The organism is Terriglobia bacterium, from assembly GCA_035712365.1.
Lineage (GTDB): Bacteria > Acidobacteriota > Terriglobia > UBA7540 > UBA7540 > SCRD01.
In genome coordinates, this window is the sequence record DASTAW010000041.1 from 50,439 (window position 1) to 73,033 (window position 22,595).

The 22,595-nt window shown below is 58.1% G+C and carries 19 protein-coding genes; 13 read left to right on the forward strand and 6 right to left on the reverse strand.

The features are described 5' to 3' along the window. Positions 1–14 precede the first annotated feature (14 nt). Positions 15–488: a peroxiredoxin gene (locus tag VFQ24_13075; protein HET9179283.1), complete on the forward strand. Its 474-nt coding sequence runs from the start codon at positions 15–17 to the stop codon at positions 486–488. A gap of 46 nt (positions 489–534) precedes the next feature. Here VFQ24_13075 and VFQ24_13080 read toward each other — a convergent pair whose 3' ends face one another. From VFQ24_13080 to VFQ24_13095, 4 genes are all read right to left on the reverse strand, one after another. Continuing rightward, on the reverse strand, positions 535–1,719 hold the full coding sequence (locus VFQ24_13080) for a hypothetical protein (GenBank protein ID HET9179284.1): 1,185 nt from the start codon (positions 1,717–1,719) through the stop codon (positions 535–537). A 54-nt stretch (positions 1,720–1,773) separates the two neighbouring features. After that, positions 1,774–2,331 (reverse strand): dCTP deaminase, encoded by a 558-nt coding sequence (gene dcd / locus VFQ24_13085; protein ID HET9179285.1) that lies wholly within the window; start codon positions 2,329–2,331, stop codon positions 1,774–1,776. Next, positions 2,332–2,574, reverse strand: a complete 243-nt coding sequence (locus tag VFQ24_13090; GenBank protein HET9179286.1) for a hypothetical protein — start codon at positions 2,572–2,574, stop codon at positions 2,332–2,334. It lies immediately after the preceding gene. Between the two features lie 187 nt (positions 2,575–2,761). After that, entirely contained in the window at positions 2,762–5,539 is a 2,778-nt protein-coding gene (locus tag VFQ24_13095; GenBank protein HET9179287.1) for a UPF0182 family protein, read from the reverse strand. A 164-nt stretch (positions 5,540–5,703) separates the two neighbouring features. On the opposite strand from VFQ24_13095, the gene VFQ24_13100 reads away from it, so the two are divergent. Further along, positions 5,704–6,081 carry a BlaI/MecI/CopY family transcriptional regulator gene (locus tag VFQ24_13100; protein ID HET9179288.1) on the forward strand — a complete coding sequence of 126 codons (378 nt, stop codon included), beginning with the start codon at positions 5,704–5,706 and terminating at the stop codon, positions 6,079–6,081. Continuing rightward, positions 6,078–8,672 (forward strand): TonB family protein, encoded by a 2,595-nt coding sequence (locus VFQ24_13105; GenBank protein ID HET9179289.1) that lies wholly within the window; start codon positions 6,078–6,080, stop codon positions 8,670–8,672. The genes VFQ24_13100 and VFQ24_13105 overlap by 4 nt, the downstream gene beginning before the upstream one ends. 25 nt (positions 8,673–8,697) lie before the next feature. Here the strand turns inward: VFQ24_13105 and queF are convergent, their stop codons facing one another. After that, positions 8,698–9,105: a preQ(1) synthase gene (gene queF / locus VFQ24_13110; GenBank protein ID HET9179290.1), complete on the reverse strand. Its 408-nt coding sequence runs from the start codon at positions 9,103–9,105 to the stop codon at positions 8,698–8,700. Positions 9,106–9,438: 333 nt separating this feature from the next. Here queF and dnaK point away from each other — a divergent pair, with 333 nt between their 5' ends. From dnaK to VFQ24_13160, 10 genes are all read left to right on the forward strand, one after another. Then, positions 9,439–11,388 carry a molecular chaperone DnaK gene (dnaK, locus tag VFQ24_13115; GenBank protein HET9179291.1) on the forward strand — a complete coding sequence of 650 codons (1,950 nt, stop codon included), beginning with the start codon at positions 9,439–9,441 and terminating at the stop codon, positions 11,386–11,388. Between the two features lie 63 nt (positions 11,389–11,451). Further along, entirely contained in the window at positions 11,452–11,676 is a 225-nt protein-coding gene (locus VFQ24_13120; protein HET9179292.1) for a hypothetical protein, read from the forward strand. A 172-nt stretch (positions 11,677–11,848) separates the two neighbouring features. Continuing rightward, positions 11,849–13,045 carry a molecular chaperone DnaJ gene (gene dnaJ / locus VFQ24_13125; protein ID HET9179293.1) on the forward strand — a complete coding sequence of 399 codons (1,197 nt, stop codon included), beginning with the start codon at positions 11,849–11,851 and terminating at the stop codon, positions 13,043–13,045. A gap of 37 nt (positions 13,046–13,082) precedes the next feature. Beyond that, positions 13,083–13,481 (forward strand): helix-turn-helix transcriptional regulator, encoded by a 399-nt coding sequence (locus tag VFQ24_13130; GenBank protein HET9179294.1) that lies wholly within the window; start codon positions 13,083–13,085, stop codon positions 13,479–13,481. A 133-nt stretch (positions 13,482–13,614) separates the two neighbouring features. After that, positions 13,615–14,397: an ATP-binding protein gene (locus VFQ24_13135; GenBank protein HET9179295.1), complete on the forward strand. Its 783-nt coding sequence runs from the start codon at positions 13,615–13,617 to the stop codon at positions 14,395–14,397. A gap of 110 nt (positions 14,398–14,507) precedes the next feature. Then, positions 14,508–16,568 carry a 30S ribosomal protein S1 gene (locus tag VFQ24_13140; protein ID HET9179296.1) on the forward strand — a complete coding sequence of 687 codons (2,061 nt, stop codon included), beginning with the start codon at positions 14,508–14,510 and terminating at the stop codon, positions 16,566–16,568. 89 nt (positions 16,569–16,657) lie between these two features. Then, positions 16,658–17,023, forward strand: a complete 366-nt coding sequence (locus VFQ24_13145; protein ID HET9179297.1) for an HU family DNA-binding protein — start codon at positions 16,658–16,660, stop codon at positions 17,021–17,023. 25 nt (positions 17,024–17,048) lie between these two features. Continuing rightward, positions 17,049–17,537, forward strand: coding sequence for an HIT domain-containing protein (locus VFQ24_13150; GenBank protein HET9179298.1), 489 nt, complete (start codon positions 17,049–17,051; stop codon positions 17,535–17,537). Between the two features lie 194 nt (positions 17,538–17,731). Further along, positions 17,732–18,865, forward strand: a complete 1,134-nt coding sequence (locus VFQ24_13155) for a UvrB/UvrC motif-containing protein (protein ID HET9179299.1) — start codon at positions 17,732–17,734, stop codon at positions 18,863–18,865. A gap of 134 nt (positions 18,866–18,999) precedes the next feature. Beyond that, positions 19,000–21,438 carry a PBP1A family penicillin-binding protein gene (locus VFQ24_13160; GenBank protein ID HET9179300.1) on the forward strand — a complete coding sequence of 813 codons (2,439 nt, stop codon included), beginning with the start codon at positions 19,000–19,002 and terminating at the stop codon, positions 21,436–21,438. A gap of 42 nt (positions 21,439–21,480) precedes the next feature. On the opposite strand, the gene thiL is transcribed toward VFQ24_13160, so the two are convergent. Beyond that, positions 21,481–22,500: a thiamine-phosphate kinase gene (gene thiL, locus VFQ24_13165; GenBank protein HET9179301.1), complete on the reverse strand. Its 1,020-nt coding sequence runs from the start codon at positions 22,498–22,500 to the stop codon at positions 21,481–21,483. Positions 22,501–22,595: the final 95 nt, after the last annotated feature.

Sequence of the window (22,595 nt, forward strand, 5' to 3'; positions counted from 1 at the left end):
GGCAAAAAGCCAGGATGGTATTGAACTGCGGAGGCGCGGCGCCAGATTTTGAACTGCCGGACCACACGGGCCGAGTGGTTCGGCTCCGCGATTTCCGGGGCCGGCACAGCGTCATTCTGGCTTTCTACGTCTATGCCAGCACGCCGGGGTGAGCTCAGGAGCTTAAGGCATACCAGGATGGTCTTGCCGATTTCGAACGATCGGGCGCCCAGGTACTGGGCATTAGTGTCAACAATCCGGAGGCCAACCGCAGTTTCGCGAAGAAGCTGGGCTTAACATATCCGCTGCTTTGCGATACGCAGAAGAAGGTCTGCCGGCGGTACGGCGTGCTCGGCTTTTGGCGAGTTGCTAAACGCACGACCTTTGTTATAGACCCCGAGGGCATCATCCGCCACATTGACCGTGGCAGCGAGGCAATGGATCCCACCCGCGCCTGCCGGGCCTGCACTCTACAAATGCCCCCCGTCCAGACTGAAAAATCAGATTGATTCCGCTCGTGCGAACGACAGCAGTTAGAACGACTTCAAGATGAGTCTACCTGGCGGCCGGGGCCGTGATGTCGAACTCAATGACGGCGCTGTTGGTGGTCGCCGGAGCTGAAGCGGACGTAGCCGTAACGATCACGGTATCGCGCGTGTAGGCCGGGGTGCCGGCTGGTATCCTCAGCTCGACTGGAACCTCGCGCGATTCGCCGCCGCCAAGAGACACAACCTGTGGTTCCTGCCTGGTGAGAAAGCTTTTGGTGTCAACTGCCTGAATTCGGAACTCGCGCGCGGCGCCCGCATTGCGAATCTTGAAACGCATCGGAACGGTCTTCCCGGCGGGGATATCTTCGAGACCCAGATCGAGAGGCGTTACCTCGACCGTCTCGGCGTGGAATAACGGCGAAAACACCCGTTCAAAAGAATGGCCGCTCTTGTCGTCTCCAGTCACGGCCAGGCGAAACGGGGTTGCGGGCAGACTGAGTTCTCCCAGGTATTCGCTTTCGTCATTGCCGGGCGAATCGGCTTTCAACGTAACCGGCTGCAGCGTGGTGGCTTCAGGCGAGACCAGATGGAATTGCACATTCCGGGTCTTGCCGCTCAATTCCACCCGCAGCATAGCCGCCTCGCCCGCAACCGGCTGGCCGGAAATCCTAAAATAGCCCTCATGGCCGGGTCGCCCGGCAAGGTGAACAAACTCGGCATCGACCATAAAAATACCGCTGACGCCGCTGGCTTCGAGCCAGAACCGCCCCTTGCCGCTGACTCGCACATGCCATTTGCCAGGCGCTGGAGGCGCGATCCTGACAATGCCGCCGCAGTTGAGAGAAGTAATCTCGGCCCCGGGCGTTCCGCTCGTCACTTCCTTCCCGTTCGGATCCATGACGGCCAGTTTCGCTCCCGCAGTATCAAAGGAAAGTGAAAAGACCAGGCGCTGCACAGTGGAATCCACCGGCACCACAAAATCGTGGACTTCCGACAGTTCTCCCCGCGCCCAAAGCAGCGTCACGTGATTGGAGCGGGTCAGTTCGCCCACCAGCACGAAGGATTTCGCCACTTCATCCGGGGCGAGGAACAGCGGCTGCCCTCCTGACTCTTCTGCGGCACGGATGTAGGTGGGGTCGGCCGGGCCGCAAACCCCGGGACCGTAGCGGATGGGGGATTTTCGCTGTTGCTGCGCGAGAACCGGCAAGCAACAGGCGAGGAATACAACCGAGCAGAATTGTAACAGTCGCATGGCGGTTGTTGACCAGGCGGCAAAAGGGTGGCGTCAGAGACGCCGCACGCCTACTTACTTTTTCGCTTGTGCCTGGAACTGGCCCGCATAACCCTTCTCGGGGGTGCCCAGTGTCAGGTCGAAAATAAGTTGGCAGACCGGCATACCGGGAATTAGTTTCACTTTCAGTGAGCCGTGATTGCAAATTTCGAGCTGAATTGGACCTTTGAATCCGGCGTGGATCGTAGGCGCTGTAACATGAATGCCGATACCTAATCTCGATAGGGAGCTCTTGCCTTCCACCCGCGCCGCAAGGCGTCCGCAGATAGGTAACTCCACAGTTTCTTCCGTCCAACCCAGCAGAAAGCTTCCTGGGTTAACAACGTAGCCCTCAGGGCCTATTTCCTTGGCGTCCGAATAGTTCTTTGCAAAATCGCTGAACCTGTATCCATCTGTGGCCGGACAAACGATCTGGTCAACTCCCTGGACGGGCTCTTTCCTCCACACGCGGATGAATTTTGATAAACCGAGATCCAGGCTTGTAGAACTGTAGGCAAGCTCGTTAGGAAGGGGATCGATGAGGATTTGTTTGTTTTCAATCGCTGCTTGTATCTCGCGGTCTGTAAGGACCATTTATCCCTCGATAGATGACTCTTTTACCCACATTCGCCAGCGGCCCGACGCGCTTTCCCGAGGGAGCTCCACCAAAACTTCCCCCGAGCGCCTTCCTATTTCGGAAGCTATCAGCTTGTTGCCGCTGATATTTTCATTTGACACGAAAACCTCCTCAAGTTTGCCATCCGCCGATTCGATGCGCGCGATTTTCTCGGTCGGCATCAATCCTTCCACTATGTCGCAATTCAATTTCGTGGTCATTGAGGTACCCCTTTCTAATTTGCTTTTTGTTCGCCTTGTAATTTATATCATAATTGTCCAGATATGCCGCGATAAATTTTAGCTTCCTTGTCAAGTATGTGTGCCGTTTCCGCGACGGCGAACCGTTCAGTTAATCAAGTTCAAATCTGCCGAAACATGCGTGCGCCTTCCCCTGAGTGCAGGGCGACTATTTGGACTGTGCTGCCAGCTGATTGAGTGTCTGGCCGAGTTTCTTGATTTCGTTGCCGTAACCCGCCCAATCGCCCTGTTTCAACAATTGCAGGGCGTGCTGGTATTCCTGGTTCGCCTGCCGCGTGAGCGCCCTGAACTGTTCCAGATCGGCCGCCGGGGCAGCTACGGGCGCAGACGTTGCGTTGGTGACGAGTTTTTCTCCCTCAACCTTGGGCTTCAGTGTGGGAAGCGTCTGGGCCAGTTGGGTGGAGATGCTGGCGCCGAAAATCTGGCTGAGCGCGTCATCGAGCGAGGGAGACATCACGACCTGGTCGGAGTAAGCCACGATCACACGCTTCAACTGTGGCAGCGCGCCGCCGGATTGCGCCGCCAGGTAAAGCGGCTCGATATACATGACGGCGTTGGCGACTGGAATCACCAGCAGGGTACCGCGGATGACGGACGATCCCGCCTGGCCCCACAGCGTGAGCTGCTGGGAAATGGTGGGGTCCTGGTCGATGCGCGATTCAATCTGCTGCGGGCCGTAAACCAGCTTCTGCTTGGGGAAAGTGAACACGGTGACCTTGCCATAATTCGGAGCGTCACAGCGGGCGGCCATCCAGGCAATCATGTTGTTCTTCCGCGCCGGCGTAAACGGCACCATCAGGATGAACTCTTCCTTGTTTCCAACTTCCGGCAACCTCATGATGGTGTAATAGGGAGTCATGGGAGCGGCCGGGCCGCGGGCGGCGCTGCGGGCCACCCGCCACAAATCTTCCTTATTAAAGAAGACGCGCGGGTCCGTCATGTGGAAGAGGGCGAACTTGGCGGCCTGCACGCTGAAAAAAGCTTCCGGGTAGCGGATGTGCGCGCGGAGGTCCTGTGGCATTTCGCTGAGCGGTTGGAACACGCCTGGGAAAATCCGGGAATAGACCTGAATGAGGGGATCGGTGGGATCGGCGACGTAATATTTCACCTCGCCCGTGTAGGCGCTGATGGTTGCCTTCACCGAATTGCGGATGTAATTCCCCATCTGGTCGGTCGGGTCAGAATAGGGATAGCGGTCGGAAGTGGTATAGCCGTCGAGCATCCAGTAGAGCGAGCCATCATCCGCCACCACCATATACGGGTCAGAATCAAACTGGAGAAAAGGCGTCAGACGCCGGGCGCGATCGAGGATCTGCCGATAGATCATCACGCGGCTGTTGTTCTTGATGTCGCTCGAAAACAGGATGTTCTTTTGGGCGAATTTCAGCGTAAAAAGCAACCGCCGCCAGATGTTGTTGACGGGAATTCCACCGGTGCCGCTGTAAGTGCAGTAGACATCGTGGTCGCCCGCCGGATAATCGAACTCCTGCTGGCCGGTATCCACAAAGCAGTAATTGTTCGGCACCTCGCCGTAGTAAATCTCAGGCCGTTTGATGGTGATGGGAACGGAGGAAATCGGCGGCACGTCCTTGATGAAAAACACCGGCAGGCCGTCGGAAGTGTACTCATTCACCGGGCCCATACAGATGCCGTAACCGTGCGTGTAAATAATATGCTCATTGATCCAGTTGCGACTGGGCAGACTGGAAGTGGACAGCTCGCGCGGAGAGAGAGAAACCTGGCGGTACACGCCGCCGATGTGGTAACGGTCGTTGTCGATATTGACAAAATCGTAGTAGGTGCGGATCTCCTGAAGCTGCCCGAAGGTGGTGAGCAGCGGCTTGTGGTCCCACAGCCGGACGTTCCGCATGGTAGCTTCATTCTTCATGACGTCGGCCGCCGTCAGGTCGCTCGCGGCGGTAAAGTGGTGCTCCCGGAAGCGATCAAGCGCGTAGGCCTTGCGCGTAAACTCGATTGCGTTCGCGATAAAGGGCCTTTCCTTGTCCAGCTCATTCGGCGTCACCACAAAATGCTGGACGATGCCGGGATAAACGTTGACGCCCACAATCCCCACCAGCACCAGCCCCGCAATGCTATACAAGGCGGGCCGGATGCGCCCGCGAACAGCGCCGTAGGCAAGCGCCAATGCCGTCACTACGCAGAGCGCCAGCATGAGCTTGAGCACGGGCAGCGTGGCGTGGACGTCTGTGTACGACGCGCCGTAAATAAGGCCGCGCGATGAATAAAGCAGCCCGTACATGGCCAGCCGCGCCCGATAGGCCAGCAGCAGGAACAGCAGCGTCCCCAGCACCATCAGGTGCGAGCGCGCCCCCGGCGCCACGCTCGGGCCGCGCGGCGTTACCCATACGCCGCCTTCCAGCAGATAAACCACCGCGGCGCCGAGCAGGCAGAAAATCACGATCACCAGTCCCAGGTGATAGAGGAACCAGATGTAATCCAGATGGAACAGGTAAAAGCCCAGGTCGATGTGAAAGATCGGATCGGCCTGGTTCATGGGGACCGAGTGCTCGGCCAGCAGGTAGTCCTGCCAATGGAGCGCCGCCCATTGTCCCACTGCATAACCCACCAGCAGCACGCCCAGCCACACTACCCAGCGGAAGGCTTCGGCAAAGCGATCGAGCCCGGGCAGTTCGATGGCTCCGTGGAAAACGCGGTAACCGTAACGCGCCGCCACGGCACGGGCAATATAAACGTTGGCGCCCACCAAGACGATGAAAGCGATGCCGCCCACACCGCTCAGTCCGATCTGGGAAAACAGAATATTTTTATAGATAACGCGGTAACCCTCAGCGCCAAACCAAATCCAGTCCACCAGCAGGTTGACGCCATCGGTGAATAATGGGGCGACGACAACGAGAAGAAGGATTCCTGCAACGATGTAGCGTTGAATGCGGTCTTGTTTCAAGCGATTTCTCCGCCGATATCTTCACACACGAGGGGCCTTGTGTCAAAAAGCTTGCCACGGGTCGGGGTGACGTCTTAAGGCTGAACACCCAAACCTCGGTGGGCGGAGGTTTGCAAATCAAAAACTTCTTGACAATACTAATTTATTAGTACTACTGTTTGCGTATGAGAACACCCAGCCGCACCCTTACCGGGCAGGAACTGGAAATTATGAAGGTGGTCTGGGAACTCCGCCACGCGACTGTTCGTGACGTTTATGAAAAGCTGCGCGAACAGCGTCCCATCGCCTACACCACCGTCATGACCATGATGAATATTCTGGAGCAGAAGGGCTTCCTGACGAAGCGCCCCGCGGAAGGCCGCGCTTACATTTACCAGTCGGCGCGCCCACGCAAGCAGGTGATCCGCAGCATGGTGCGCGAATTTGTGGATCGGGTCTTCAACGGCTCCGCCGAGCCGCTGATGGTGCAACTTGTGGAGGACCGCCACCTCTCGCGCGAAGAGGTCGAAAAGATCGTCCGAGCCATCGAGGAGGGCCGGTGAGCTATCAACCCTTGTGGCTTAGGGACCTTGCGGCATACAGCATTCAGGCGGCCATGCTCGTTGGAGTGGGGGCCGTCATGGCCAGCCTGCTGCGGCTTCGCGTGCCCCAGGTGCGCCTCGCCTACTGGCAGGCGCTGCTGGCTGCGTGCGTCTTTTTGCCTTTGCTCCAACCGTGGCGGCCGGAAATTCTGGAATCATCTGGAACAGCATTGAGCGACGTGACATTCGCTGCACCTGCCGCCGCCGCGCCATTGGGCCCGTCACTTGCGGAAGTTGTCCTCTGGCTGATCTGCATCGGCATTGTCGTCCGATTGGTGTGGATGGCGCTCGGGTTCGGGCGGTTGTGGCTTTACCGCCGGCACGCCGAGCGAATGCGGCAGACGCCCGAATCGGTTGGGGAAGCACAGCGTCTTGTGCCCGTTTCTCCGGCTTTCTTTCTTTCCCGGCAGATTCCGACGCCAGCAACGTTCGGGTTCTTTCGGCCGGCGGTCCTCTTCCCCGCCCGCTTTCTGCAGATGGAACCTGCTATGCAGAAGGCCGTAGCCCTGCACGAACTGCTGCACGTGGAGCGGCGCGACTGGTTGTGGAACATGCTTGAAGAAATAGTCCTCACGCTGCTCTGGTTTCACCTGCCGCTGTGGTGGGTGGTGCGCAGCGCTCGCCTCAGCCGCGAACAGGTGGTGGATGCGGAAGCCGTCCGGCGAAGCCACGAGCGGCGGTCTTATCTGAAAGCGTTGCTCGAGATGGCGGGACAGAAATGGCTGGCCGAAAGCCTGCCCGCTCCCCTGTTTCTGCGCGAAAACCAACTCGCCGAACGCGTGGCGCTGATGATGAAGGAGGTACACATGTCTCGCACAAGATTGATGGTCTCGATCTTGACGGCCGCGGCAACCCTGCTGATGGCAGGAGTGACAATGGTGTGGGCGTTTCCTCTTAAAACGTCGGCTCCGCAAGCGGAGTCGCCCGCTACGGCATCCCAACCAGCCGAGAATGGCGACGGGACCAATCAGTATCAAGGCAAGGACTACAAATTTTTCGGCAAGGTCTACAAGGTTGGGGGCGACGTGGAAGCGCCCGTGCCAATTTACAAGCCGGAACCCCCTTACACGCCTGAGGCAAAGAAAGCGCACCTCAGCGGCCCGGTAGTTCTGTGGGCGATCATCGATACGAAGGGCGAAGTCGCCGAGACGAAGGAACAGTCAAAACCTCTAGGGCGCGGCTTGGATGAAAACGCCCTCAAGACGGTTCGCACCTGGAAATTCAAACCTGCAATGCGCCATGGCGTTCCCGTACCGGCCAAGGTGATGGTCGAGGTCTATTTCAGATACTTCAATGGCGACAAGCCGGATGCTGGCTCCCAGAAAGCTGATCCCGCATCTGATCCACCGGCCCAGGGCAATAAGAGCGCCTCCACGAACACAGAGAGCAACTACAAGGTTGATGTCAACCAGGACGAAATCCTGCGCCAGATCGATGAGGCCATGAAGCACGCCCAGATGGTGCAGGACTCAGGAGTGAAAATTGATCAGGCAAAGATTCAGGAACAGATCGACCAGGCCATGAAGCAACTAAAGCTGGCGGAAGCCGCGGCTCCCAAGATCGACGAGGCGAAGGTTAAGGAGCAGATCGACCAGGCCATGAAACAGATCCAAATGTCGCAGGACCTCGCTCCAAAGATCGATCAGGAAAAGCTTCAGGAACAAATTAACCAGGCCATGAAGCAGATCGAGAAAATGAACTCACCCGAAATGCGCCAGCACATGCAGGAGCAGATGGAGCAACTCAATAAAATGAACACGCCCGAGATGCGTCGGCAGATAGAAGAGGCCACGAAGCGCGTGCAGCAGCTCAACACACCAGAAATGCGCCAACACCTGCAGGAGCAAATGGACCAGCTCAAGAAAATGAATACTCCGGAAATGAGGCAACGGCTCAAGCAGGCCATGGAGCAAGCGATGATGGCCCAGGAATCTGCGCAGAAAATGAACAAGGATGAAATCGAGCGCCAGCTCGAACAGGCCAAGAAGGAAGCTCAGGACGCCAGAGAAGAAGCTCAAAAGGCGCGGCAACGCGCGATGAAGGACGCTCAAGCCGCCAGGGAGGAAGCTCAAAAGGCAAGGCAGAAAGCAATGGAGGCCCGGCGGGAAGCCGAGGAGCAACGAAAAGCAGCCAAGCCAAGACCGTCTGCGGAACCCAAGCCAGTTCCTGCTCCGCCGAAAGAAGCTGCGCCTGCGCCGCCTGCGCCTCCCGCCTCGCCAGCAACTCCCGCTCCGCCGGCGCCCCCAAAGACGCCTGAATCAGCCGGTATCGTCCGTGGGGTGCCAGGCGGGGTGGTGGGCGGCGTACCGGGCGGGATCGTCGGCGGAGTGCCAGGTGGAGTGGTGGGTGGCGTGCCGGGCGGCAAGGTCACCGGCGTTCAGGGAGATATAGTGAAAGGCGTTGATGGGGGACTTGCCATCGGCGTGCCCGGGGGGATCTCCGGCAGCGTAATCACCGCCCCCAAACCGCCCGTCCCGCCTTCAACATCACCCAAAGAAGAGGCGCCGTCTCCACCTGCATCACCAGCCCCATCTTCCTCGCCTCCGAATTGATCCTTTTCAACAGCGTGAGACAGCATCAACCCGATTTGCGCGGATACCGGGCCTCAACCGTGGTGTGCATGCCACCGCGTGTGGTGAACTCTCCTCGAACAACCGCCCACCTGGGCCGGCACGCCTGGGCAACATCATCCAGGATGCGATTCACTGCATTCTCGTAGAAAATACCCAAGTTGCGGTAGGCGAGGATGTAGTATTTGAGCGATTTGAGTTCAGCGCAGAGTTTGTCGGGCAGGTAACGGATGGTGATTGTGCCAAAATCGGGCAGATGCGTGCGCGGACAGATCGAAGTATATTCTGGGATTGTGATGGTGATTTCATACCCTCGATAATTGTTCTCCCATGTCTCAATCTCCGGCATATCTGCGCGAACGCCTGAAGCGGCGTGTTCTGGCCTATACTCCCGCGTGGTCTTCTTTTTGGGCATCTGAAGCGTCTCCTGTCGAAAATACTGCGGTTAAGCCATTAGCTTACTACACGATGAGGCGTTGCGGCGCACAGGGTTGCGAAGGCCAGGAATTTCAGGGTAGCTCTGCTGTCGCTTGAACGGTTAAGCCGCTCAGCTTTCAGGAACCTTGAAGCAGGTAAGCCTTTAGATACGTGTCCGTTACAAATCCACATTGACAATGGCACACTAAGACTTTATTATATGGTGAAACTAAATTACGGACTCTGCATCTAAGGCTCTATGTAGAGATATAGGTGGGGCTTTTGAAGGACTTAGCCAGGCCTTTCAAGTTCCTCAACGGAGGCATTAGCGATGGCAAAGATAATAGGCATTGATCTAGGCACGACCAACTCGGTCGTCGCGGTGATGGAGGGTGGTGAGCCCAAGGTCATCACGAATCCGGAAGGTGGCCGCACGACACCGTCGGTGGTGGCGTTTACCAAGAGCGGCGAGCGACTGGTGGGCCAGGTGGCCAAACGCCAGGCAATCACGAACCCGGAAAACACCGTCTATTCGATCAAACGATTTATGGGGCGCCGTTACAACGAGATCCAGAATGAGATCAAGACGGTTCCCTACAAAGTGGTTGCGGCCACCAACGGCGACTGCCGTGTGGTGGCGCAGGGCAAAGAGTATTCTCCGCCGGAAATTTCGGCGATGATCCTGCAAAAAATGCGGGATGCGGCGGAACAGTATCTGGGGGAAAGCGTCACCCAGGCGGTGGTGACAGTCCCGGCGTATTTCAATGACAGCCAGCGGCAGGCCACCAAAGACGCGGGCAAGATTGCCGGCCTTGACGTGCTGCGGATTGTAAACGAGCCGACGGCGGCTGCGCTGGCATACGGCCTGGACAAAAAGAAGGACGAGACCATCGCGGTTTACGACTTTGGCGGCGGAACATTTGACATCTCGATCCTCGAGGTCGGCGAAGGCGTGGTTGAGGTGAAATCGACCAACGGCGACACCCATCTGGGCGGCGACGACATTGACAAGCGTGTGATTGACTGGATTGTGGAGGAGTTCCGCAAAGACCAGGGAATCGATCTCTCGAAGGACCGCATGGCGCTGCAAAGGCTAAAGGAAGCGGCTGAAAAGGCCAAGATGGAGCTGTCCACGGTGCTGGAGACGGAAATCAATCTGCCGTTTATCACCGCGGACGCTTCCGGACCCAAACACCTGAGCCTAAAGCTTACACGGGCGCGCTTTGAACAAATGTGCGAAGACATTTTCCAGCGTTCGGTGGGCCCAGTGAAGGAGGCCCTGAAGGATGCCGGTGTTGAGCCAAGCAAGATCGATGAAGTGGTGCTGGTGGGCGGGTCGACGCGTATCCCCCGTGTCCAGAAGATCGTGAAGGACCTGTTCGATGGAAAAGAGCCCCATAAGGGCGTCAATCCGGACGAAGTTGTGGCCATCGGCGCTGCCGTGCAGGCCGGCGTGCTGGGCGGCGAGGTGAAAGACCTGTTGCTGCTCGACGTGACTCCTCTGACGCTGGGCCTTGAAACTCTGGGCGGAGTGATGACTCCACTGATTCAACGCAATACGACGATTCCGACACGGAAGACCGAGACGTTCTCGACAGCGGCGGACAACCAGCCATCGGTTGAAATCCACGTGCTCCAGGGTGAGCGCCCCAGCGCCAAAGACAACCGGACGCTTGGCAAGTTCCAGTTGGTTGGAATTCCCCCTGCGCAGCGTGGCATTCCGCAGATTGAAGTAACATTCGACATCGACGCTAACGGAATTCTGAACGTATCTGCGAAAGACACCGGCACTGGTCGCGAGCAGAAGATCACCATCACCTCTTCCAGCGGCCTTTCCAAGGACGAGGTGGAGCGAATGAAGCAGGAAGCGGACCTCCACGCCGATGAAGATCGCCGCTACAAAGACGAAGTGGAGGTGAAAAACCGGGCCGATTCGCTCGTTTACTCCGTGGAGAAAACACTGAAGGACAACCGCGACAAGATTTCAGAAGCGGATGCCAGGAACATCGAGGCGGCGGTTGACGACGCCAAGAAGTCCATTCAGGAAGGCAAGCTGGAAGCCATCAATGCGGCCGTAGAACGGCTGACCCAGGCATCTCACAAGCTGGCCGAGGCCATGTACAAGCAGCAGGCTGGCACGTCTGCTCCGCCCCCGCCGGGAGGTGAAGCCGGTTCAGGGCAGGCCAGCGCGGCCGGCGGAACCAGTGAAGACAAGTCCAGAGACGGAGGTGAAGTGATCGACGCTGAAGTTGTGGAGGGAGAAGACAAGAACAAGAAGTAATCACGATATCAAATGCCGCATCTAAGCAAGTAAGGGCGATCAGGGGCGGAAAGGGGCGATCCAATGGAACAACAAGTACAACAACAGCAGGAACAGGCTGTGGGACACCGGGCCCAGGTGGACATCGAGTGCCCAACTTGCCATGCCAGGCATTTCATGGAGGTCCAGATCGATAGCCCGATGCTCAATTCCCGCGCGGCGGAAGAAATCCGGCGACAGTTGCAAGCCTGGATTGCCTCCCGCTGCCCCGACCATTTGGGGCCCATACTCAAGACGAGCATGAATTGATGCGGGTATTTCCGGCTGAGGCGTGGCTGGAGCGCAGGACAGACTACCGGTCCAACTCCAGCCTCTGAGCCAGTCCATTTGGCCCCTGATTTTTCATCAAATTTCCTTCCACAGAAAAGCTACTGCCGCAGTCATCAGCGTGGCGGGGCAGCCTTACCAGAGGGGAATAAGCATGCCGGCGGGAACCAAACAGAAGGATTATTATGGCGATTTGGGAGTAGACCGCGCCGCCAAGGCTGACCAGATCCGGAAAGCTTACCGTCGGCTTGCCAGAAAGCACCATCCTGATGTGAACCCAGGTAATAAGCAGGCGGAAGAAAAATTCAAAGAAATCCAGGAAGCGTACAACGTTCTCAGCGACGAAAAAAAACGGAAGATTTACGATCAGTATGGATTCTACTCCGATAATATTCCAGCCGACGCTTACGAGGCTTATGCGAGAGGCCCCGTGGAGGACGCCAAAAATGGTCCGCGCGTCGATTTCTCCGGCTTCGATTTCTCTGATTTCACTCCCCAGGAAGAGCGCCCGGCGGGGTTTGGTTCAACTTTTCGCGACATCTTCTCCCAAATTTTCACGCGCGGAGGCGAAGGCCCGGAAGCCGCGGCGGGGCCGGCTCGCGGGCGAGACATCGAGCACCACATGCACCTGGGCTTCTGGGACGCGATACGAGGAACCCAGGTCCGGATTACCATCGGCAGGGAAGAAGTTTGCGCCGCCTGCAACGGTAAGGGAACCCAGGCAGGCCCGGCGGTGACCTGCCCGGCCTGCGGCGGCAGCGGAAAAGTCCAGCGGACCGCGGGGGCAATGCGCTTTTCGACGACCTGTCCGCAGTGCGGCGGCACAGGACGGCAACAGAGCCCCTGCCCCTCATGCAAAGGAACGGGACATATCCGCAAGCCGGAGACGTTTGACGTGAGAATCCCGCCGGGTGTCGACTCGGGATCGCGGGTCCGCGTACCGGGAAAGGGCAACGCTGGCGCTAACGGCGGACCGCCGGGCGACCTGTATATTCTGACCGACGTCGAGCCTCATCCATATTTCGAACGCAAGGGAGATAACTTTTACGTCAAGGTGCCGATCAGCGTCACCGAGGCCGCGCTGGGCACAAAAGTTGAGGTGCCAACCATCGACGGGCCCACGACCATTCGGATTCCTCCCGGCACTCAGGGCGGACAAAAGCTCCGCATCCGCGGGAAAGGCGCGCCCTCGCTGCGGGCGAGTCAGCGCGGCGATCAGTTCGTGGAAGTTGAGATCAAGATCCCGCGAGTGGCCGACGAGCGCAGCAAGGAAATCCTGAAAGAACTTGACCGGCTGAATCCGTCAGATCTTCGCAGCGACTTGCGGAAGTACTTCAAGGTCCCGATGTAGAGGCGGGCTGCCCGGATGCGGGCAGTCTGAAAAATTCATGGCAAAACGAGGCAGAAAACCCCGGGGCAAAGCAGGCTACATGATCAGCGCCGTGGCGGAAATGTATAGCATCCATCCGCAGACGCTGCGCCTTTACGAGCGCGAAGGTCTGCTGATTCCTTCGCGGAGTGAAGGCAACACGCGTTTTTATACTGGTGAGGACCTGGAGGCGCTCGAAACCATTCTGAGCCTGACCCGTGACCTGGGCGTCAACCTGGCAGGTGTGGAAATCATTTTGAACATGCGAAAACGCATGGAGGAAATGGGAAAAGAAATGCAGGAGTTCGTCAAATATGTGGAGAAGGAAGTTATCACCCGAACCGGCGAGCCCCCCGAAGAGATGCAGAACGCGCTTGTCCGGGTCATCCCGCCTTACCTGATCCGGATGCGCCGCTGAAACGAAAGCCTTGCTGTGCAACCCGCGACGAAGCCTTCAGCGCCAAGCCGGGTCCGGAACTTTAACCACGCCCCAGGTCTTATTCCCTTCCGGTTTTCCCCCAAGTGATTTAGAATCGGCTAAAGGTTATTCAATGGCCAGAAAAGACTGCCCTCACTGCGAAGGGACCGGCTGGAGGCCGGTCGAGACCGACGGAGTCAGGCGTGTGGCGCGGTGCGAGTGCGAAAAGTCTCAACGTTACGATTCGTTGCTGAAATCGGCCCAAATCCCGCGCCGGTACGAGCACTGCAATTTGGAAAATTTTGACGTCCGCAAGGACTCGCGCACACGCGAGCCTAATCCCAGCCTGGACGCTGCCAGGATGTATTCGAAAAAACTGGTGCAGGAATATCCCACGGACTTCGGCTTGTTGTTCGTGGGACCTACAGGCGTGGGCAAGACCCACCTGGGCGTCGCAGTGTTGCGCGGCCTGATGGAAAAGAAAGGCGTTCCGTGCCTGTATTATGACTTTCTCAAACTGCTGAAGGACATCCGGGACAGCTACAATCCGGTTTCGCACACTTCTGAAATGCGAGTGCTGGGACCGGTTCTGGACGTGGAAGTACTGATGCTGGACGATCTGGGCGCCTTTGACCCCACTGATTGGGTCCGCGAGACCCTTACTCACATCGTCAATTCGCGGTACAACGAAAAAAGAGTTACACTGATCACCACAACACTTGCATCCGGGAATTCAAAGCGGCGGGAAGTCCGCGCGCCATCCGGCGATCCTATCCCGGATGTGGACCGCTCGCTGGCGCAGTTGGGCCCCACGCTTTCGTCGCGGCTCTATGAGATGTGCAAGGTGGTTGAAATCAAGTCGGATGATTACCGCAAAGGCATCAAACAGAAAGGCGTCCGGTTCGAGACTGAATAAAGCTGAGCAGTAAACAGTTGCAGTAACTTGGTTTGACTTCGCTTTTCGGGGGACGGTAAAATACAGTCTCAGTCGGAGTTGCGTCGGGGCATGGGCAGGGAGGTAAGTCAATGTCGTCCCAAGAGAAAGACCTCAACTCGGGTGAGTTCATTGCCTCACCGGAGGCGCAGAGCGGCGGGGAGGCTGCTGTGCGCAGGGATACGGCTGAATCTGCCGACAACCCGCTCCAGGCCCAACCCAAAGAAGACGATCTGCAAGCACTGGCGGTGAATGATGGCAACGGTGCCAGCAATTCTTCCGTCAAGTACGAAGCCGCGCCTGATGCCGGGGCGGCGGACATAACTGCACCCGCTGAAAACGGCCATCCATCGGCGTCTGAAGCCGAAGCGCCAACCCTTGCCGCCAGTACGGGACACGATCTTGAACTGTCTGCGGCCGATGCCGAACCCGAGGACCAAATGCTTGGAATGGCCGAGGTAGAGGGCCTGATGGAGAGCATGGAAGCGGCTCCCACTCTTTCCGTAGGCGAGATCGTCCAGGGCCATATTGTGAATATCACCGGCGAGGAAGTGGTGGTTGACCTGGGCTTGAAATTCGAAGCCGTCATCCCCCGCATCGAGTTCGCAGCCGCGGATGGCGAAATCAATGCTGAACCCGGCCAGACCGTCAGAGTCATGGTTGAAAAGTTCGATGAGCTGACAGGAACGGCAGTGGTGTCGCGCCGCAGGGCAGTTCAGGAAGATTTGTGGGAAGAAATTGAACGCGCCTTCTATGAAGAAAAGCCCATTCACGGGCGCGTGGTCCAGCGGGTCAAAGGCGGCCTCGAAGTCAACATCGGTGTCCATGCTTTTATGCCGGCCTCGCAGGCTGACCTGAAACCCCATCCAACGCTCGACGAGTGGATAGGCCAGGAAATCGATTGCAAAGTCATCAAGCTGAATCGCAAACGCGACAATGTTGTGGTCAGCCGCCGAAAAGCTCTGGAGGAAGAAAATAACCAGAGAAAGGCCCTGCTGCTGGAACACCTTGTTGAAGGTGCGGTCCTGAAAGGCCGCGTGAAAAACCTGACGGATTATGGAGCGTTCGTGGACCTCGGAGGCATCGACGGCCTGCTGCACATGACCGACATTTCATGGACGCGTGTGGCGCATCCTTCTGAGGTGGTGCAGCCAGGGCAGGAAGTGGAAGTGAAAGTCCTCAAATTTGACCGGGAGAAGGAGCGGGTTTCTCTGGGGATGAAACAACTGGCGCCTGACCCATGGGAAGCTGCCACTTCGCAGTTTCACGTTGGCGACCACGTCACCGGGAAAGTTGTAACTGTGACCGATTACGGCGCCTTCGTGGAACTACAGCCGGGAGTCGAGGGGTTGATCCACATCTCCGAAATGAGCTGGACCAGGCGGCTGCGACACCCTTCGAAGATTTTGAAGCCCGGCGACATGGCAGAAGTGGCCATCCTGGATATTAATCCCGAGCAGCGGCGAATATCACTGAGCCTGCGGCAAGCGTTGCCCGATCCCTGGGAAGGCCTCAGCGAGCGAATGGGCGCGGGGACCGTGGTCAAGGGCCGCGTCCGGCATTTTACGGACTTCGGGGCTTTTATCGAAGTGGAAGAAGGCGTGGACGGACTGGTCCACGTTTCGAATCTTTCCTGGACGCGGAATGTGAAACATCCTTCCGAAATGCTGCGCAAGGGCCAGGAAATTGAGGCCGTTGTTCTGAACGTGGACACGGAAAACCGGCGCCTTTCGCTGGGGCTGAAACAGCTCCAGCCCGACGCCTGGGAAAGTTTCTTTGCCAAAACCAGCGTGGGTGACACGGTGCGGGCCAAAGTCACGCGGCGGACTTCTTTCGGGGTCTTTGCCGAAATCGAAGAAGGCATCGAAGGGCTTTGTCACGTTTCGGAAATCGAAAACAGCCATCGTGGCAACGATGCAGGAATACCCAAAGTTGGTGATGAGCTGGAGTTTCGTGTCGTCCGGCTGAATCCGGAAGAAAAAAAGATCAGCCTGAGTCTGAGGGCCGAAAACTGGAAACCAACCCGCGAGCGGGAGAAAGCTCCCGAACCCGTAGGGCTTTCCAGAATGGCCGAAGCGTTCTCTTCTGCGGGTATCACGACCCCCGCCATGGCGCGCGCGAGCGCATCGGGGGATCGAAGTAATTCGCACTAGAAGTAACCGGTGGTGAAACCCCTCCGGAGGGGACCGATAGCCGCCGGTTGGGGATGCCCGGGTCAAAATTTTAGCCTGAGGAGTCGAGCATGACCAAAGCTGACTTGATCGAAGACGTTGCTCGAAAGACAGAATTGAGCCGCAAGGATTCTGAGGTGATCGTCGATACCATTTTCGAGGGTATCGTCAAGTCCCTGCGCGGCGGAGATAAGATTGAAATTCGCGGGTTTGGAAGCTTCAGGACGCGGCACCGGAACTCTCGGGTGGGAAGAAATCCGAAGACCGGCGAGCGCGTGGAGGTTCCCGCCAAAGATATCCCATACTTTAAGCCCAGCAAAGAGTTGAAGGACCTGGTCAACAGTGGCCACGAAGCGCCACAGCCGATTCCAGCAGCTTCGACGGCAGAGCAGCCGGCGAGCGAGGCGCCTTCCAAGCCGTCCTTTCCTGTTGAGTAACTCTTCCAGCAGCAGGTCTAGATCAATGGACTATTTGTGGACCCCGTGGCGGTTTCAGTACGTCAGCGCGGGAGCCCGGAACCAGGAGTGTATCTTCTGCGAAAGGGCATCTGCCGACCCCGCAGGCGACAGGGAGCACCTCGTCCTTTACCGGGGCCGTTCGAACTTTGTCATGCTGAACCTTTACCCCTATACGGTGGGTCACGCGATGATTGTTCCCTATACCCATGTGGCGGAGCTGGTTGATGTCCGGTCTGAAATACTGGCAGAGATGATGACGCTGGCCCAGCAGTTCCAGCAAGCACTCAAGGATGTCTACCGTCCGGAAGGTTATAACCTGGGGTTGAACATGGGACGTTGCGCGGGGGCCGGCGTCGAGCACCACGTCCATCTGCACATCCTCCCGCGATGGATCGGGGATTCAAATTTTATGACCGTGGTGGGAGAAACACGCGTTGAGCCGGAGGACCTTACCTCGACCTATGACAAGCTGGCCGGCCATTTCCAAAGATAGGTCTCGGCCGGGCCGTGCGCGCGCTCCCGAATTTCCAGCCGTATCTCAGGACCTCCGAATCTGTTCCGAGCCACAGCCAGATGTTCCTTTCGGCAAGCATCCCAGCGCATCGGCGCCGGCCATCGCCGAAGGCTGACCGGCCTTGACCGGCTTTTGCTCGCAACTTAAAATCGGTTCAAGTGCCGGTAAGAATCATGCGACTTGAAAACTCGCTGGAGTTCGACGCCAGTGCGGAAGGCGGTCCGTTTTTCGAGCAATTCGAACGCCGGCCCGGCGTGTTTGCGCTCTTTGCGGATTCGAGCGCTGGGCCTGGCGCTGCGCCGTACATAGGCCGCAGCCGCGACCTGCAACGGCGGCTGACACGGCTTCTGCGAAAACCTGAAGGCAATTCCAGGTTCTTGAATCTTCGAGAAATCACCCGCCGGATCGAATATCAATATGCCGGGTCGGGTTTCGAGATGCAGTGGCTAATCTACGAACTTAATCGCGACTATTATCCGCGCCAATACCGTGCGCGCTTGAGGTTGAAGGCCCCGGCGATGCTCAAGCTCAATCTCCGAAACCGGTTTCCGCGCCTCTACCCCACCCGGCGCATCGCAAACGACGGCTCGCTCTATTACGGTCCATTCCCTTCCCGTGCGGGCGCCGAACGGTTTGCGGGAGAATTTCTCGATCTGTTCAAGATCCGCCGTTGCGTTGAGGACCTCGTTCCCGATCCCGCCCATCCCGGATGCATCTACTCGCAGATGCACATGTGCATGGCCCCGTGCTTCCAGGGTTGCAGCGACGGGGAGTACCAGAAGGAAGTGGAACGCGTCATCGAGGTCCTGGACGGCGAGGGCCAGTCGTTGACGCGTGGCCTGCAGGCCCAACGAGACCAGGCTTCCGATAATCTCGACTTCGAGCATGCCGCGCAACTGCATCGCAAAGTTGAAAGAATCCGCGACGCATTAACACTTAGGCCGGAGCCGGTCCGGAACGTAAACCAACTTCACGCGGCCCTCGTTTTGCCCGCCGCCCTGCCCAGGACCGTTTGCTTTTTTCTGATGTGCTCGGGCAAGCTGCACGGGCCCGGCTATCTCGAACTGGGAGAGAACGTCTCTTCGCCGCTTTCGCTCGACGAACGTTTTCGCCAGCTATTTGATGGCCTGCTCAGCCATGCAGAAGATTTGCCCGGCGCATCTTCCTGGGAGCATCTGACCCTGTTCGCCCGGTGGTACTACAGCAGTTTCCGGCAGGGTGAAGTCGTGATGCTTTCCTCACCGTCCCAGATTCCGCACGCAAGGCTAATCCGCATCTGCCGCAAAATGGTTTCCCCCGCCTCCTGATGCCCGGTATTGCCACGGGCGTGCTGCGCGATGGCCAAGGGCGGCACGTCCGCGGAACGAAAAGGCTGTGCTGCATCTTCGTTTGACTGGCCTCAGGAGTGGCCCTAGAATTGGGTGTTGAGGCAAGCACCCCTATGGATGGTCGCCAACCGCAGCCTCCGAAGACCCGCATTCCCGGGGGCGTAGCACCGCTGCTGGGAAGTCGAAGGTTCCTTGGCCAGGTCGTTCTAGTCATTCTGGTGGTTCTCGCCGCCGGAGCCGGCGTTCTGGGGGGACTTCTCTTCGTCTATTCGTCTGACCTGCCGCAGGTTCGACAGCTCGAGGATTACCGGCCTGACGTCATGACGGAAGTTTTTGCTGATGACGGCACGCCCATCGCGCGCTTTGCGATGCAACACCGCGTGCTGGTGACCTACGACCAGATTCCTCCTCTCATGCGCAACGCCGTTATTTCCGTCGAAGATCGTAATTTCGAGAGTCACTGGGGGATCGACGTTTTCAGAACGGTCCGGGCTGCAATCACGGACATTCTGGAGTTGCGCTACGCTCAGGGCGCCAGCACCTTGACACAGCAATTGGCCCGCATGCTCTTCCTGACCCCCGAAAAAAGCCCTCGGCGTAAGATCCAGGAAGCTCTGCTGGCCATTCAAATTGAACGCCGGTTTACAAAGCCGCAAATTTTTACCATGTATGCGAACCAGGTTCCCATGGGTTACGGGAACTACGGTTTCGCTGCGGCTGCTGAGTTCTACTTTGGGAAAAGCCTGCAGCAGCTCACGCTTCCGGAGGCTGCCGTTCTTGCCGGCATGGCCCGCGGTCCCATCTACTGGCCGATTCTTCATCCGCGCTATGCGCTGTTTCGCCGTAATGAAGTGTTGAAGGCCATGCTGAGCAATGACAAAATCAGCAAGCCTGAGTATCAGGCGGCCATCAAAATGCCTCTGGACCTGCACGTGCGAAGCTGGCATGAGAACATCGCTCCTTATTTCGTTGAGGACATCCGGCAGTTTCTCCAGAAGAAGTATGGACTGGAGGCGGTACAGCAGAAGGGTCTGCGAGTTTACACGACCCTCAACATCCCCATGCAGCGTGCGGCCCAGGAGTGCCTCAGGAATGGGTTGCGTGCTGACGATAAGCGGCGTGGATGGCGAGGTCCAGAGCGCAACATTTTGAAAAGCCCTGTCCGACTGTCAGGCGGCGGGCAGGCAACTCTCAAGAGCTTTGAGGACCCCGACTGGTCTGACCCGCTGGAGGCGGGCAACCTGATTCACGGGATTGTCATGTCTGTCAATCCGCGCTATGCGGAGGTGCGATTTGCCAACCTGACGGCGCAGATCAAACCTGCCGATTTCAAATGGACACGGCGGACGGACCCTCGCCAGGTGTTCAGCCCGGGCGATGTGGACTTGTTCAAGATCGAGGAAGCTAAGGGCGCCACCGCCCACGCCACGCTTGACCAGACGCCTGACGTTCAAGGCGCAATACTGGCCATCAACAACTCGACGGGCGAAATTAAGGCGATGGTGGGCGGCTACGACTACGAAGAAAGCCAGTTTAACCGGGCGGTACAGGCTTACCGCCAGGTAGGATCATCGTTCAAAGTATACGTCTACGCGCAGGCCCTGCTGGACGGCATTGGGCCTTTCGATACCATCATGGATACTCCAGTGACTTTCCCCAGCGCAGCCGGCCTGTGGGCGCCCCACAACTATGACGGTAAGTTTGACGGGAGCATGTCGCTGCTGCACGCGCTGGCGCTGTCAAAAAACGTCCCGGCGGTTAAGCTGCTTGCCAAGGTAGGCATCGATAATGTCATTAAGCTTTGCCGCAGGTTCGGTATAGAATCGCGGCTCGTTCCCAACCTGCCCCTGGCTCTCGGTGCTTCTGACCTGACGCTCCTGGAACACACTTCGGCCTTTTCAACTTTTCCCGACGACGGCGTTCACATCGCCCCGCGTGAAATTCTCCGGGTTACCGATTACAACGGCCGGGTGATCGACGAATTCCCTCCCCAGGTGAGCGATGTGTTGCCCGCCGGAATTGCGCGCATCGAAACTTCGATGCTGCGAGAGGTTTTCAATTCAGGAACGGCAATTGCCAGCAGACCGCTGGCGATGAAGTATGACCTGGCAGGCAAGACCGGGACCACCAACGACTTTACGGACGCCTGGTTTATGGGATTTTCGCCCTCAATCACCGCAGGCGTCTGGGTTGGATTTGATGATCATCGTCCCTTGGGGCGCGGGGAGGAAGGCTCACGCGTCGCACTGCCCATCTGGTCGGACTTCATGGCCCAAGTCCTCAAGGATAAGCCGGTGGAGCGATTTCCGGGCTCGCCGCTGCTGTCAACTCCAGAACAGGTGCAGCAAATTCTGGCCAGCGCAGGATCGGGCAATGTGCTGGCCGGTGATTCGAATCTCAGCGCGTTTGCAGCAAGCCTCTCGGAGTCACGACCCGTGTCCTCCATCCAGCAGGTCCCGGCCACGGCCAGACCAGTTGCCAATCCATTCCCGGCCCCTCGGCCCCCGGCCTTGATAACTCCCGACCCGCCGCCCGCGACACATGCCAACTAGCTTCCTAACCTCCTGTCTGGTACCGCTGTACTCAGTGCGACGTCACTTTGAGAAATGGTCATAGCCTGCTGGCGCAAAAGGCGAGGCGCCCCCGTTTTCGTGCACCAACAGGAGTTCTCGTGAGCGGCAGATCCTGCCGATACAGTGGAGCGGAACGCCACACTGCCTTCGCGGTACCTTCGCCAGCCTCACCTTCGGAACTGCGAAGAGCAATTCGTAGTCCTCGCCCCCGTTGAGAGCAAGCGCCAGGGAGCGTGTCGGTGAAATTGCGGACAGCCGAGGGATGCGCCAGGCGTCGATCTTTGCGCCGGTTCTGCTGGCCTCGCAAAGGCGTCCCAGATCCGTTGAAAGCCCGTCACTGATGTCCATCATCGCCGAGGGGATGCCGCTTTGCTGAAGCCAATGCCCGAGCTCGCAGCGCGGCTCCGGGTAAAGGTGAGCTTTCACGGCGGTCGCGGCTTCCGAATTCTCCCGTTGGGATCTTCGGGCCTGCTTGTGGTGTCTTGCTTGCCGCTTCAAAATCTCGAGCCCGTGGGCTGATTGCCCCAGTCTGCCGCTGACAAAGATCAGGTCACCGGGACGCGCTCCGGAACGCAGCAGTCCCCTTCCGCGAGCGAGTTCACCCGTGAGCACCACGTCGACCATCGCCGTCTGGTTCACAACCGATGTGTCGCCGCCAATCAGTTCCACGTGGTAACGCGCAGCAAGGTCCAGCACCCCTCGGTAGAATTCTCCAATCCAGGCCCGCGAAACAGAACGCGGAAAGGCCACGGAAATCAGCGCAAACCGCGGGATACCTCCCATGGCTGCAATGTCGCTCAGAGAGCGCGCGAGCGCGCGGTGGCCAATGGATCTGGCCGGATGCAGGCCGGTGGTGAAATGGACATCCTCGATCGAGAGATCAGCCGTCAGGACCAAATCACGGCCACTTCTGACCCGGACCAGGGCCGCGTCATCACCGATGCCCATTCTGACCAGCGGCGACTTTGCTGAAGCCAGGCTGCGAAGCCACCGCACAAATTCGCCTTCCGATTGAAAGTTCATCTCCGCTGTAGTATACATTCAGGCTTGCTTCCCAGCCGCTTCGTTTGAGGCACGGTTTGCGCGCAAAAAACCGTGGTCTGCCATGAGCTGTCTGGCTCGTCGCACACCCGGAT